Origin of the sequence: Planobispora rosea, assembly GCF_014648175.1 — a bacterium.
GTDB lineage: Bacteria > Actinomycetota > Actinomycetes > Streptosporangiales > Streptosporangiaceae > Planobispora > Planobispora rosea.
This window is the reverse complement of sequence record NZ_BMQP01000022.1, coordinates 26046-37768: the sequence shown is the minus strand read 5'-3', so window position 1 is coordinate 37768 and position 11723 is coordinate 26046. Positions and strand designations below refer to the sequence as shown.

Below are 11723 nucleotides of genomic sequence, written 5' to 3'. Positions count from 1 at the left end.
GGACCCGCGCGGAGACTACCAGCTCGACTTGGTGATGCCGGGCAGCTCGCCCCGGTGCGCCATCTCGCGGAAGCAGATGCGGCACAGGCCGAACTTCCGGTAGACGGCGCGGGGACGACCACAGCGCGAGCACCGGGTGTAGGCCCGGACCTCGAACTTGGCCTTGCGAGCAGCCTTGACCTTGAGCGAAGTCTTCGCCATGATCAGGCCTCCTTGAAGGGGAAGCCGAGGTGCTTCAGCAGCGCCCGGCCCTGGTCGTCGGTCTTGGCGGTGGTCACGACCGTGATGTCCATGCCACGCTGCCGGTCGACCTTGTCCTGGTCGATCTCGTGGAACATGACCTGCTCGGTGAGACCGAAGGTGTAGTTGCCGTTGCCGTCGAACTGCTTCGGCGACAGACCGCGGAAGTCGCGGATACGGGGAAGCGCCAGGGACAGCAGACGGTCCAGGAACTCCCACATGCGGTCGCCGCGCAGCGTGACGTGCGCGCCGATCGGCATGCCCTCGCGCAGCTTGAACTGGGCGATGGACTTACGGGCCCGGACGACGGCCGGCTTCTGGCCGGTGATGGCCGTGAGGTCACGGACGGCGCCCTCGATCAGCTTGGAGTCGCGAGCCGCCTCGCCGACACCCATGTTCACCTTGATCTTGGTGATCGTGGGGATCAGCATGACGTTCTCGAACCCGAACTCCTCCTGCAGCTTCGCGGTGATCTCTTCGCGGTAACGCTGCTTGAGGCGAGGGAGCGTGCGCTCTTCGGAAGTCGCAGTCATCAGTTGTCCTCACCCGTCTTGTCGTCGGCCTTCTTCTCGGCCTTCTTCTCGGCGGGCTTCTCGTCATCCTTGAGCTTCTTGACGTTGCTCACGTGGATGGGGGCCTCCATGGTCTGCACGCCGCCGGTCTTGGCGCCGCGCGGGCCCTGGAGGGTCTCCTTGGAGTGCTTCTTGATCATGTTGACGCCCTCGACCACCACGCGGTCCTCGCGCGGGTAGGCGGCGATCACACGGCCCTTGGCACCCTTGTCCTTGCCGGCGATGACCTGGACCAGGTCACCCTTCTTCACATGCAGCTTCGGCATTTACAACACCTCCGGCGCGAGCGAGATGATGCGCATGAACTTCTTGTCACGCAGCTCGCGGCCGACCGGACCGAAGATACGCGTGCCACGGGGGTCACCGCTGTCCTTGATGATGACCGCCGCGTTCTCGTCGAAGCGGATGTAGGAGCCGTCGGGCCGGCGACGCTCCTTGACGGTGCGCACGACGACAGCCTTGACGACGTCACCCTTCTTGACGGTGCCGCCGGGAATGGCGTCCTTCACCGTGGCGACGATGATGTCGCCGATACCCGCGTAGCGCCGACCCGAGCCACCGAGAACGCGAATGCAAAGGACTTCCTTCGCACCCGTGTTGTCGGCGACCTTGAGTCGCGACTCCTGCTGGATCACGTGTACTCCTGTTTGTCTCGCCGGTTCTCACCCCGCGGGGTGAGCCTTGCGGAACCTACTGTGGGCTTTTTCCCTCGGCGACAGCGTCCGGATGACCGGAGACCGCCGCCGCGGGCGGTGCGGGGGCGGACCCCGTACGGGGAACCCCCACACCCTTGGACACCGTCATGGGGGGTGGAGCGGGCCACCCCCCACGAGGCGCGTTCTTTACTTGGCCTTCTCGAGGATCTCGACGACCCGCCAGCGCTTGCTGGCCGAGAGCGGCCGGGTCTCCATCAGAAGGACGCGGTCGCCCACGCCGCAGCTGTTGGCCTCGTCGTGCGCCTTGTACTTGGTCGTCCGACGGATGACCTTGCCGTACAGGGGGTGCTTGACGCGGTCCTCGACAGCGACGACGACGGTCTTGTCCATCTTGTCACTGACGACCAGGCCCTCGCGGGTCTTGCGGTAGTTCCGCGTGGTCTTCTCAGTTGCCTCAGCCATCGATCGACTCCTTCTCAACCGTCACAATGCCGAGCTCCCGCTCGCGCATCACGGTGTAGATACGGGCGATCTCGCGGCGGACGGCGCGCAGCCGCCCGTGGCTCTCCAACTGGCCGGTCGCGGCCTGGAAGCGGAGGTTGAACAGTTCCTCCTTGGCTTCCTTCAGCTTCTGAACCAGGGTGTCCTGGTCCTCAGCCCGCAGCTCACCGGCGGTCAGGCCCTTAGCCATCACGCCTCACCCACTTCACGCTTGACGAACCGGCACTTCATCGGGAGCTTGTGCATCGCGCGGCGCATGGCCTCGCGGGCCACGGGCTCGGCGACACCGGACAGCTCGAACATGACGCGACCGGGCTTGACGTTGGCGATCCACCACTCCGGCGAACCCTTACCGGAACCCATGCGGGTCTCGGCCGGCTTCTTGGTGAGCGGGCGGTCGGGGTAGATGTTGATCCACACCTTGCCGCCACGGCGGATGTGCCGGGTCATGGCGATACGAGCCGACTCGATCTGGCGGTTGGTCACGTAGGAGTGCTCAAGCGCCTGAATGCCGAACTCGCCGAACACGACGCGGGTGCCGCCCTTGGCGGCGCCGCTGCGGTCGGGCCGGTGCTGCTTGCGGTGCTTGACCCTGCGCGGGATCAGCATGGTCAGCTCCCTTCAGCACCCGGCTGCGCAGCCGGGCCGGTCTCGGGGGCAGCCTGCGAGGCCGCCTCGTTCCTGGGGGCGCGGTCGCCACGGCCACCGCGACGGGGACGGTCGCCACCGGCGCCGCCACCGCGACGGGGACGGTCGGCACCGCCACGACGGTCGTCACGCTCACGACGCTGGCCGGCACGGGCGCCGGCGGCGGCCGCCTCGCGCTCGGCGCGGCTGGTCGGAGCCTCACCCTTGTAGATCCACACCTTCACGCCGATCCGGCCGAAGGTGGTACGGGCCTCGTACAGGCCGTAGTCGATGTCCGCGCGGAGCGTGTGCAGGGGCACGCGGCCCTCGCGGTAGAACTCCGAGCGGGACATCTCGGCGCCGCCCAGACGGCCGGAGCACTGCACCCGGATGCCCTTGGCGCCGCTCTTCATCGCCGACTGCATCGCCTTGCGCATGGCCCGGCGGAACGAGACACGGCTGGACAGCTGCTCGGCCACGCCCTGGGCGACGAGCTGCGCGTCGATCTCAGGGTTCTTGACCTCGAGGATGTTCAGCTGGACCTGCTTCTTGGTCAGCTTCTCGAGGTCACCGCGGATCCGGTCCGCCTCGGCGCCGCGGCGGCCGATGACGATGCCCGGACGGGCGGTGTGGATGTCGACCTGAACCCGGTCGGTGGTCCGCTCGATCTCGACCTTGGAAATGCCGGCCCGCTCCATGCCCTTCTTCAGCATGCGGCGGATCGCCACGTCCTCGGCGACGTACGACTTGTAGAGCTTGTCGGCATACCACCGGCTCTTGAAGTCGGTCGTGATGCCGAGGCGGAACCCGTGCGGGTTGACCTTCTGACCCACTAGCGGGTCCTCCCCTTCGGCTCGCGGGACTCCACGATCACGGTGATGTGGCTCGTCCGCTTGTTGATCCGATAGGCACGACCCTGGGCGCGCGGACGGAACCGCTTCAGCGTCGGGCCCTCGTCGACCCACGCACGGCTCACGAAGAGCGTGTCGCGGTCGAGATTGAAGTTGTGCTCCGCGTTGGCAATGGCGCTGGACAGCACCTTGTACACGGTCTCGCTCGCCGCCTGGGGAGCGAACTGCAGCACGGCCTGCGCCTCCGAAGCGGGCAGCCCGCGAATGAGGTCCACCACACGGCGGGCCTTCATGGGCGTGTGGCGCGCGAACCGCACCTGAGCCCTGGCTTCCATCGCTTACTCCTCTTAACCTTCTGCTTCGTTTAAGGCGCTTACCGCCGGCTGCGGCGGTCTTCCTTGACGTGGCTGCGGAACGTCCGCGTGGGGGCGAACTCGCCGAGCTTGTGACCGATCATCGACTCGGTGACGAACACCGGGACGTGCTTGCGGCCGTCGTGAACGGCGATCGTGTGACCGAGCATGTCGGGCACGATCATGGAGCGCCGCGACCACGTCTTGATGACGTTCTTGGTGCCCTTCTCGTTCTGGGCGTCCACCTTCTTCTGAAGGTGGTCGTCCACGAAGGGGCCCTTCTTAAGACTACGTGGCATTTCGGCTACTCCTACCGCTTCTTCCGCTTGGTCCGACGACGGATGATCAGGCGGTCGCTGGCCTTGTTCGCCGCACGGGTCCGGCCCTCGGGCTTGCCCTTCGGGTTGACCGGGTGGCGACCGCCGGAGGTCTTACCCTCACCACCACCGTGCGGGTGGTCGACCGGGTTCATCGCGACACCGCGGACGGTGGGACGCTTGCCCTTCCACCGCATACGGCCGGCCTTACCCCAGTTGATGTTGCCCTGCTCGGCGTTGCCGACCTGGCCGATGGAGGCCCGGCAGCGGACGTCGACCTGGCGCATTTCGCCGGACGGCATACGCAGCGTGGCGTACTGGCCCTCCTTGGCGAGCAGCTGGATCTGCGCACCGGCGGACCGGCCCAGCTTGGCGCCGCCGCCCGGACGGAGCTCCACCGCGTGGATGAAGGTACCGGTCGGGATGTTGCGCAGCGGGAGGCAGTTGCCCGGCTTGATGTCGGCCGTGGGGCCGTTCTCGATCTTGTCGCCCTGCTTGAGGCCGGTCGGGCAGAGGATGTAGCGCTTCTCCCCGTCGGCGTAGTGCAGCAGCGCGATCCGGGAGGTGCGGTTCGGGTCGTACTCGATGTGAGCGACCTTGGCCGGGATCCCGTCCTTGTCGTGGCGCCGGAAGTCGATGATCCGGTAGGCGCGCTTGTGGCCGCCGCCCTGGTGGCGGGTGGTGACCCGGCCGTGGACGTTGCGACCGCCCTTGCTGTGCAGGGGAGCAAGCAGCGACTTCTCGGGCGTGCTGCGGGTGATCTCGGAGAAGTCCGAGACACTCGAGCCGCGGCGACCCGGGGTCGTCGGCTTGTACTTACGGATGCCCATCTTTTTCGTTCATCCTTCGTCGGTTATTCCGGCCGAATGCCCCTCGCCTCCCGGCGAGGGGCTTCCGACGCGTTACTTACTGGCGAGCGGGGTTCAGCCCTGACCGAAGATGTCGATCCGGTCGCCCTCGACCAGGCTCACGATCGCACGCTTGGTGCTCGGGCGCTGGCCGTAGCCGAACCGGGTCCGCTTGCGCTTGCCCTGGCGGTTGATGGTGTTGACGCTGGCCACCTTGACGCCGAAGATCTGCTCAATCGCGATCTTGACCTGCGTCTTGTTGGCCGTCTTCCGCACCAGGAACGTGTACTTGTTGTGCTCGTCGATCAGGCCGTAGCTCTTCTCGGAGACAACCGGCTTGATGATGATGTCGCGCGGGTCGGCGATCTTCTCCATCAGGCGTCTTCCTTCCCGCTCTTGCTCAGACGCGCGACGACCTTGTCGTACGCCTCCTGAGTGAAGACGACGTCGTCGTAGCAGAGCACGTCGTAGGTGTTGAGCTGCCCCGCGTCCAGCAGGTGGACCTCGGGGGCGTTGCGCAGGCTCAGCCAGGTGAGCTCGTCGCCCTCGTCGACGACGACCAGGACGCTGCGAGCCTGCGTGACCTTGCGCAGCGCCTCGAGGGCCGCCCTGGTCTTGGGGGTGTCGCCGGTGACCAGGCTGCTGACCACGTGAACGCGGCCACCGTTCGCCCGGTCCGACAGGGCGCCGCGCAGGGCGGCGGCCTTCATCTTCTTGGGGGTCCGCTGCGAGTAGTCGCGCGGGACCGGCCCGTGGACGGTGCCACCACCGGTGAACTGCGGAGCGCGGGTCGAACCCTGACGGGCGCGACCGGTGCCCTTCTGGCGGTACGGCTTCTTGCCGCCACCGCTGACCTCACCGCGGGTCTTGGCCTTGTGGGTGCCCTGCCGGCGAGCGGCGAGCTGGGCCACGACCACCTGGTGGATCAGCGGGATGTTGACCTTGGCGCCGAAGACGTCTTCGGGAAGGTCGACCGAGCCGGACTTGGCGCCGCTGGCGTCGAGGACGTCAATGGTGCTCACTTGGCAGCCCCCTTCTTGGCAGCGGTGCGGATGAGGACCAGGCTGCCGTTGGCGCCGGGGACCGCACCCTTGATGAGGATGAGGTTCTTCTCGACATCCACGGCGTGGACCTTCAGGCTCTGGATGGTGGTACGGGCGTTGCCCATCCGACCGGCCATGCGCAGGCCCTTGAAGACGCGACCGGGGGTGGCGCAGCCGCCGATGGAACCCGGCGAACGGTGCTTGCGCTGGGTACCGTGCGAGGCGCCCAGACCGCCGAAGCCGTGCCGCTTCATGACACCGGCGAAGCCCTTGCCCTTGCTCTTGCCCGTCACGTCGACGAACTGACCGGCCTCGAAGGTGTCGGCCAGGACCTCCTGGCCGATGGTGTACTCGCTCGCGTCGTCGGTACGGATCTCCGTGAAGTAACGGCGCGGGGTGATCTCGTGCTTGCGCAGGTAGTCACCGAGCGGCTTGTTGACCTTCCGCGGGTCGATCTGCCCGAAGCCGAGCTGAACGGCGGAGTAGCCGTCCTTTTCCGGGGTGCGGACGCGGGTCACGACGCACGGACCAGCTTCGACGACGGTCACCGGGACCATCCGGTTGTCCGCGTCGAAGACCTGGGTCATGCCGAGCTTCTTGCCCAGGACGCCCTTGATCTGCTTAGCCATGTCTGTGCGTTCCCTCAGAGCTTGATCGAGATGTCAACGCCGGCGGGGAGGTCGAGTCGCATGAGCGAGTCGACCGTCTTCGGCGTCGGGTCGATGATGTCAATCAGCCGCTTGTGCGTGCGCATCTCGAAGTGCTCGCGGCTGTCCTTGTACTTGTGCGGCGAGCGGATGACGCAGTACACGTTCTTCTCGGTCGGCAGCGGAACCGGGCCCGCGACCTTAGCGCCAGTCCGCGTCACCGTCTCGACGATCTTCTTGGCCGAGCTGTCGATGACCTCGTGGTCATAGGCCTTGAGCCGGATGCGGATCTTCTGTCCCGCCATAATGGCCTCGGTGTCCTTCGCTGTCGTCTGAAAAAGTTACGTGCGGCCGGTGGCCGCTATACAGGGGTGGAGTCCGCCTCGCCGTACAGCCCGCGGGTCCGTCCTCGACGTCCCCGCCGCGCCCGGCCCGGCTTCCTCTCCCTTGGATGTCCCACGTAGCAGACGCTGATGGTCTGCGCTTTCTTCCGTGATCTGGCAGTTAGTTCGGTCACTTTCACAGCCGAACCACCTGCGAGATCACGGTTCGTGGGTCGTGCGGGGGACCCTGCGGGGTCCCCGCGCGGTGCGGCGGCCGGCCCCTTGAGGAGGGCCGGCCGCCACTCCGCGGTCGAACTACTTGAGGATCTTGGTGACGCGGCCGGCGCCGACGGTCCGGCCACCCTCACGGATCGCGAACTTGAGGCCTTCCTCCATCGCGATCGGCTGGATGAGCTGGACGGTCATCTCGGTGTTGTCACCGGGCATGACCATCTCGGTGCCCTCGGGCAGGTTCACGACACCGGTCACGTCAGTCGTACGGAAGTAGAACTGCGGACGGTAGTTGTTGAAGAACGGCGTGTGGCGGCCGCCCTCGTCCTTGGACAGGATGTAGACCTGAGCCTCGAACTCGGTGTGCGGGGTGGTCGTGCCCGGCTTGATGATGCACTGGCCGCGCTCGACCTGCTCACGCTTGATGCCGCGGAGCAGCAGGGCCGCGTTGTCACCCGCGTGGCCCTCGTCCAGCATCTTGTTGAACATCTCGATGCTGGTGACGGTGGTCGTGGTCTTCTCGCTCTTGATGCCGATGATGTCGACCTGCTCGTTGACCTTGACGACACCGCGCTCGATACGGCCGGTGACGACGGTTCCACGACCGGTGATCGAGAAGACGTCCTCGATCGGCATGAGGAACGGCTTGTCGGTGTCACGCGGCGGCTCGGGGATGTTCTCGTCCACAGCGTTCATCAGCTCGATGATGCTGTCGGCCCACTTCTCGTCGCCCTCGAGGGCCTTGAGAGCGGAGACGCGCACGACCGGCAGGTCGTCGCCGGGGAACTCCTGAGCCGAGAGCAGCTCGCGGACCTCGAGCTCGACGAGCTCCAGGATCTCCTCGTCGTCCACCATGTCGGCCTTGTTCAGGGCCACGACGATGTAGGGGACGCCGACCTGACGGGCCAGGAGGACGTGCTCCTTCGTCTGCGGCATCGGGCCGTCGGTGGCGGCGACCACGAGGATGGCGCCGTCCATCTGAGCAGCACCGGTGATCATGTTCTTCACGTAGTCGGCGTGACCGGGGCAGTCCACGTGGGCGTAGTGGCGCTTCTCGGTCTGGTACTCGACGTGCGCGATGGAGATCGTGATGCCACGAGCCTTCTCCTCGGGCGCCTTGTCGATCTTGTCGAACGGGGTCGCCTTGTTCAGCTCGGGGTACCGGTCGTGGAGCACCTTGGTGATCGCCGCGGTCAGAGTGGTCTTGCCGTGGTCGATATGCCCAATGGTGCCGATGTTCATGTGCGGCTTGGTCCGCTCGAACTTGGCCTTGGCCACTGTCTGTCTCCTTAGAGATTCTGACTTGACTTTCGTCTTTTCACTCAGGTGGGGGAAGGCCGGCCCCTGACGGGACCGGCCGGCGAGGATTACTCGCCCCGCACCTTCGCGACGATCTCCTTGGCGATGTGCTGAGGCACTTCCGCGTAGGAGTCGAACTGCATGCTGAAGCTCGCCCGTCCCTGCGTCTTGCTACGCAGGTCACCCACGTAACCGAACATCTCAGAGAGCGGTACGAGCGCCTGGACGACGCGGGCGCCGGCACGCTCGTCCATCGCACGGATCTGTCCGCGGCGACCGTTGAGGTCACCGATGACGTCACCCATGTAGTCCTCGGGCGTGGTGACCTCGACGGCCATCACCGGCTCCAGGATTACGGCGTCCGCCTTGCGCGCGGCCTCCTTGAAGGCCATCGAGCCAGCGATCTTGAAGGCCATTTCGGACGAGTCGACCTCGTGGTAGGCGCCGTCCTGCAGGGTGACCTTGACCCCGACCATCGGGTAGCCGGCGAGAACACCGAACTCGGCGGCCTCCTGGGCACCCGCGTCGACCGACGGGATGTACTCCCGCGGAATGCGGCCACCGGTGACCTTGTTCTCGAACTCGTACCCGTCGTTGCCCTCGCCCAGCGGCTCAATGTCAATGATGACCTTGGCGAACTGGCCGGAGCCACCGGTCTGCTTCTTGTGCGTGTAGTCGACCTTCTCCACCTTGCGGCGGATGGTCTCCCGGTACGCCACCTGGGGCCGGCCGACGTTGGCCTCGACCTTGAACTCGCGGCGCATCCGGTCGACCAGGATCTCCAGGTGGAGCTCGCCCATACCCCAGATGACCGTCTGACCGGTCTCCTCATCCCGGCGGACCTGGAAGGACGGGTCCTCCTCGGCCAGCCGCTGGATGGCGGTGCTGAGCTTCTCCTGGTCGCCCTTGGTCTTGGGCTCGATCGCGACGTTGATGACCGGGGCCGGGAACGTCATCGACTCCAGGACGACCGGGTGGGCCGGGTCGCACAGGGTGTCACCGGTGGTGGTGTCCTTCAGCCCCATGACGGCGACGATCTGACCGGCGTGCGCGGACGGGCGCTCCTCGCGCTTGTTCGCGTGCATCTGGTAGATCTTGCCGATCCGCTCCTTCTTGCCCTTCACGGAGTTGATGACCCCGGAACCGGACTCGAGCGTGCCCGAGTAGATGCGGATGTAGGTGAGACGGCCCAGGTGCGGGTCACTCATGATCTTGAAGGCCAGCGCGGAGAAGGGCTCCTTCACATCCGCGTGACGCTCGATGACCTCTTCCTCGTTGTTGACCGCGTGGCCCTTGAAGGCCGGGATGTCGGTCGGCGCGGGGAGGTAGGCGACGATCGCGTCGAGCAGGGGCTGCACGCCCTTGTTCTTGAACGCGGTGCCGGTCAGGACCGGGTTGATGGAACCGGACAGCGTGGCGCGGCGGATGGCCGCGACCAGCTGCTCCTCGGTGGGCTCGACACCCTCCAGGAAGAGCTCCATCAGCTCGTCGTCGTTCTCGGCGACGGTCTCGACGAGCTTGTCACGCCACTCGCGGGCAGCCTCGACGTGGTCCGCCGGGATGTCCACGGTCTCGTACATCTCGCCCTTGGCCGCCTCGGCGCTCCAGAGCAGGCCCTTCATCTTCACCAGGTCGATGACGCCCTTGAAGCCGGCCTCGACGCCCCAGGGAAGCTGGATGACCGCGGGAGTCGCGTTCAGCCGGCTGACCATCATGTCGACGCAGCGGTGGAACTCCGCGCCGACCCGGTCCATCTTGTTGACGAAACAGATGCGGGGCACGTTGTAGCGGTCAGCCTGACGCCACACCGTCTCGGACTGCGGCTCGACACCCGCCACACCGTCGAACACGGCGACGGCGCCGTCGAGGACGCGCAGCGAACGCTCGACCTCGATGGTGAAGTCGACGTGACCCGGCGTGTCGATGATGTTGATCGTGTGGCCGAGCCATTCACAGGTGGTGGCAGCGGAGGTGATGGTGATACCACGCTCCTGCTCCTGCTCCATCCAGTCCATCGTGGCTGCGCCCTCGTGGACCTCACCGATCTTGTAAGTGATACCGGTGTAGAACAGGATGCGCTCGGTCGTCGTGGTCTTGCCCGCGTCGATGTGGGCCATGATGCCGATGTTTCGGACCTTGGCCAGGTCAAGCGTGGTGGCCACTTCTCTCGCGTCCTCGTCGTCTCGTGGAACCCGCTGTTACCAGCGGTAGTGGGCGAAGGCCTTGTTGGACTCGGCCATCTTGTGGGTGTCCTCGCGCTTCTTGACCGAAGCGCCGAGGCCGTTGCTGGCGTCGAGCAGTTCGTTCATCAGGCGCTCGGTCATGGTCTTCTCGCGGCGGGCGCGGGAGTACTGCACCAGCCAGCGCAGGGCCAGGGTGGTGCTGCGCGCGGCGCGCACCTCGACCGGGACCTGGTAGGTCGCACCGCCGACGCGGCGGCTGCGGACCTCAAGGGTGGGCTTGACGTTGTCCAGAGCGCGCTTCAGCGTGACGACCGGGTCGTTGCCGGTCTTGTCGCGGCATCCCTCAAGGGCGCCGTAGACGATCGACTGCGCGATCGAGCGCTTGCCGTCCAGGAGCACCTTGTTGATGAGCGCGGTGACCAGCGGCGAGTTGTGGACAGGGTCGGGCGTGAGCTGACGACGGCCAGGAGAACCCTTGCGAGGCATTCTTACTTCTCCTTCTTCGCGCCGTAACGGCTACGGGCCTGCTTGCGGTTGCGGACACCCTGGGTGTCGAGCGAGCCGCGGATGATCTTGTAGCGAACACCCGGCAGGTCCTTCACACGACCACCACGGACGAGCACGATGCTGTGCTCCTGGAGGTTGTGACCGACACCCGGGATGTAGGCCGTGACCTCGATGCCGTTGGTGAGCCGGACACGCGCCACCTTGCGGAGCGCGGAGTTCGGCTTCTTGGGGGTCGTGGTGTAAACGCGCATGCAGGTGCCGCGTCGCTGAGGGCTGGCCTTGAGCGCCGGGGTCTTGGTCTTTGTGACCTTGTCCTGGCGGCCCTTGCGGACCAGCTGCTGAATAGTGGGCACTACATCTCCGTTTCGTGCCTTGGCCGGTAAACGTCCGTCAGAGCCGAGGCCGCAGCGTGCCTCGTCTCAGGTTTCTTGCTTTTTGCAGGTACTGCCGGTGTCATGACCTGCTGTTATCTCTCCATCGCCGACCCACGCAGTCGGGCGTGTCGCGCTTAATGGAAGCACACTC

General features: G+C 66.1%; 19 protein-coding genes. All 19 read right to left on the bottom strand.

Features of this window, described 5'->3' with window-relative positions; genetic code table 11:
* Nucleotides 1-15: 15 nt before the first annotated feature.
* Entirely contained in the window at nucleotides 16-201 is a 186-nt protein-coding gene (locus IEZ08_RS21790) for a type Z 30S ribosomal protein S14 (protein ID WP_012887844.1), read from the bottom strand.
* A gap of 2 nt (nucleotides 202-203) precedes the next feature.
* The gene (gene rplE / locus IEZ08_RS21785) at nucleotides 204-773 is read right to left on the bottom strand and encodes a 50S ribosomal protein L5 (RefSeq protein WP_068921173.1); all 570 of its coding nucleotides are present in this window, start codon (nucleotides 771-773) and stop codon (nucleotides 204-206) included.
* A complete protein-coding gene (gene rplX / locus IEZ08_RS21780) occupies nucleotides 773-1069 on the bottom strand; it encodes a 50S ribosomal protein L24 (RefSeq protein WP_203863449.1) in 297 nt (98 codons plus the stop codon). Before rplX ends, rplE begins: the two co-directional genes overlap by 1 nt.
* Before the next feature lie 9 nt (nucleotides 1070-1078).
* Nucleotides 1079-1447 (bottom strand): 50S ribosomal protein L14, encoded by a 369-nt coding sequence (gene rplN / locus IEZ08_RS21775; protein ID WP_068896541.1) that lies wholly within the window; start codon nucleotides 1445-1447, stop codon nucleotides 1079-1081.
* A gap of 207 nt (nucleotides 1448-1654) precedes the next feature.
* Nucleotides 1655-1930, bottom strand: coding sequence for a 30S ribosomal protein S17 (gene rpsQ / locus IEZ08_RS21770; RefSeq protein WP_068921171.1), 276 nt, complete (start codon nucleotides 1928-1930; stop codon nucleotides 1655-1657).
* On the bottom strand, nucleotides 1923-2159 hold the full coding sequence (gene rpmC, locus IEZ08_RS21765) for a 50S ribosomal protein L29 (RefSeq protein WP_068928352.1): 237 nt from the start codon (nucleotides 2157-2159) through the stop codon (nucleotides 1923-1925). Before rpmC ends, rpsQ begins: the two co-directional genes overlap by 8 nt.
* Nucleotides 2159-2578 carry a 50S ribosomal protein L16 gene (gene rplP / locus IEZ08_RS21760; protein ID WP_067130055.1) on the bottom strand — a complete coding sequence of 140 codons (420 nt, stop codon included), beginning with the start codon at nucleotides 2576-2578 and terminating at the stop codon, nucleotides 2159-2161. Before rplP ends, rpmC begins: the two co-directional genes overlap by 1 nt.
* Nucleotides 2579-2580: 2 nt before the next feature.
* Nucleotides 2581-3429, bottom strand: coding sequence for a 30S ribosomal protein S3 (rpsC, locus tag IEZ08_RS21755; RefSeq protein WP_068921170.1), 849 nt, complete (start codon nucleotides 3427-3429; stop codon nucleotides 2581-2583).
* Nucleotides 3429-3782 carry a 50S ribosomal protein L22 gene (gene rplV / locus IEZ08_RS21750; protein WP_068921169.1) on the bottom strand — a complete coding sequence of 118 codons (354 nt, stop codon included), beginning with the start codon at nucleotides 3780-3782 and terminating at the stop codon, nucleotides 3429-3431. Before rplV ends, rpsC begins: the two co-directional genes overlap by 1 nt.
* Before the next feature lie 38 nt (nucleotides 3783-3820).
* The gene (gene rpsS / locus IEZ08_RS21745) at nucleotides 3821-4099 is read right to left on the bottom strand and encodes a 30S ribosomal protein S19 (protein WP_030451498.1); all 279 of its coding nucleotides are present in this window, start codon (nucleotides 4097-4099) and stop codon (nucleotides 3821-3823) included.
* Nucleotides 4100-4110: 11 nt separating this feature from the next.
* Nucleotides 4111-4947, bottom strand: coding sequence for a 50S ribosomal protein L2 (rplB, locus tag IEZ08_RS21740; RefSeq protein ID WP_068921168.1), 837 nt, complete (start codon nucleotides 4945-4947; stop codon nucleotides 4111-4113).
* Between the two features lie 93 nt (nucleotides 4948-5040).
* Nucleotides 5041-5340, bottom strand: a complete 300-nt coding sequence (gene rplW, locus IEZ08_RS21735; RefSeq protein WP_068921167.1) for a 50S ribosomal protein L23 — start codon at nucleotides 5338-5340, stop codon at nucleotides 5041-5043.
* Nucleotides 5340-5987 carry a 50S ribosomal protein L4 gene (gene rplD, locus IEZ08_RS21730; RefSeq protein WP_068921166.1) on the bottom strand — a complete coding sequence of 216 codons (648 nt, stop codon included), beginning with the start codon at nucleotides 5985-5987 and terminating at the stop codon, nucleotides 5340-5342. The genes rplW and rplD overlap by 1 nt, the downstream gene beginning before the upstream one ends.
* Nucleotides 5984-6637 carry a 50S ribosomal protein L3 gene (gene rplC, locus IEZ08_RS21725; RefSeq protein ID WP_068921165.1) on the bottom strand — a complete coding sequence of 218 codons (654 nt, stop codon included), beginning with the start codon at nucleotides 6635-6637 and terminating at the stop codon, nucleotides 5984-5986. Before rplC ends, rplD begins: the two co-directional genes overlap by 4 nt.
* Nucleotides 6638-6651: 14 nt before the next feature.
* Nucleotides 6652-6960, bottom strand: a complete 309-nt coding sequence (gene rpsJ, locus IEZ08_RS21720; protein WP_012887830.1) for a 30S ribosomal protein S10 — start codon at nucleotides 6958-6960, stop codon at nucleotides 6652-6654.
* Nucleotides 6961-7293: 333 nt separating this feature from the next.
* Nucleotides 7294-8487 carry an elongation factor Tu gene (tuf, locus tag IEZ08_RS21715; protein ID WP_068921164.1) on the bottom strand — a complete coding sequence of 398 codons (1194 nt, stop codon included), beginning with the start codon at nucleotides 8485-8487 and terminating at the stop codon, nucleotides 7294-7296.
* Between the two features lie 89 nt (nucleotides 8488-8576).
* Complete coding sequence (fusA, locus tag IEZ08_RS21710; RefSeq protein ID WP_203863447.1) at nucleotides 8577-10670, bottom strand: elongation factor G; 2094 nt, start codon at nucleotides 10668-10670, stop codon at nucleotides 8577-8579.
* Nucleotides 10671-10706: 36 nt separating this feature from the next.
* Nucleotides 10707-11177: a 30S ribosomal protein S7 gene (gene rpsG, locus IEZ08_RS21705; RefSeq protein ID WP_068921163.1), complete on the bottom strand. Its 471-nt coding sequence runs from the start codon at nucleotides 11175-11177 to the stop codon at nucleotides 10707-10709.
* Between the two features lie 2 nt (nucleotides 11178-11179).
* Complete coding sequence (rpsL, locus tag IEZ08_RS21700) at nucleotides 11180-11551, bottom strand: 30S ribosomal protein S12 (protein ID WP_012887826.1); 372 nt, start codon at nucleotides 11549-11551, stop codon at nucleotides 11180-11182.
* Nucleotides 11552-11723: the final 172 nt, after the last annotated feature.

Excerpts from the sequence above, each read along its gene's own strand:
- rplW (WP_068921167.1), bottom strand. The coding sequence starts at position 5,340 with ATGGAGAAGATCGCCGACCCGCGCGACATCATCATCAAGCCGGTTGTC.
- rplP (WP_067130055.1), bottom strand. The coding sequence starts at position 2,578 with ATGCTGATCCCGCGCAGGGTCAAGCACCGCAAGCAGCACCGGCCCGAC.
- rpsJ (WP_012887830.1), bottom strand. The coding sequence starts at position 6,960 with ATGGCGGGACAGAAGATCCGCATCCGGCTCAAGGCCTATGACCACGAG.
- rplV (WP_068921169.1), bottom strand. The coding sequence starts at position 3,782 with ATGGAAGCCAGGGCTCAGGTGCGGTTCGCGCGCCACACGCCCATGAAG.
- rpsS (WP_030451498.1), bottom strand. The coding sequence starts at position 4,099 with ATGCCACGTAGTCTTAAGAAGGGCCCCTTCGTGGACGACCACCTTCAG.
- IEZ08_RS21790 (WP_012887844.1), bottom strand. The coding sequence starts at position 201 with ATGGCGAAGACTTCGCTCAAGGTCAAGGCTGCTCGCAAGGCCAAGTTC.
- rpmC (WP_068928352.1), bottom strand. The coding sequence starts at position 2,159 with ATGGCTAAGGGCCTGACCGCCGGTGAGCTGCGGGCTGAGGACCAGGAC.
- rplC (WP_068921165.1), bottom strand. The coding sequence starts at position 6,637 with ATGGCTAAGCAGATCAAGGGCGTCCTGGGCAAGAAGCTCGGCATGACC.
- rpsG (WP_068921163.1), bottom strand. The coding sequence starts at position 11,177 with ATGCCTCGCAAGGGTTCTCCTGGCCGTCGTCAGCTCACGCCCGACCCT.
- rplB (WP_068921168.1), bottom strand. The coding sequence starts at position 4,947 with ATGGGCATCCGTAAGTACAAGCCGACGACCCCGGGTCGCCGCGGCTCG.
- rpsQ (WP_068921171.1), bottom strand. The coding sequence starts at position 1,930 with ATGGCTGAGGCAACTGAGAAGACCACGCGGAACTACCGCAAGACCCGC.
- rplE (WP_068921173.1), bottom strand. The coding sequence starts at position 773 with ATGACTGCGACTTCCGAAGAGCGCACGCTCCCTCGCCTCAAGCAGCGT.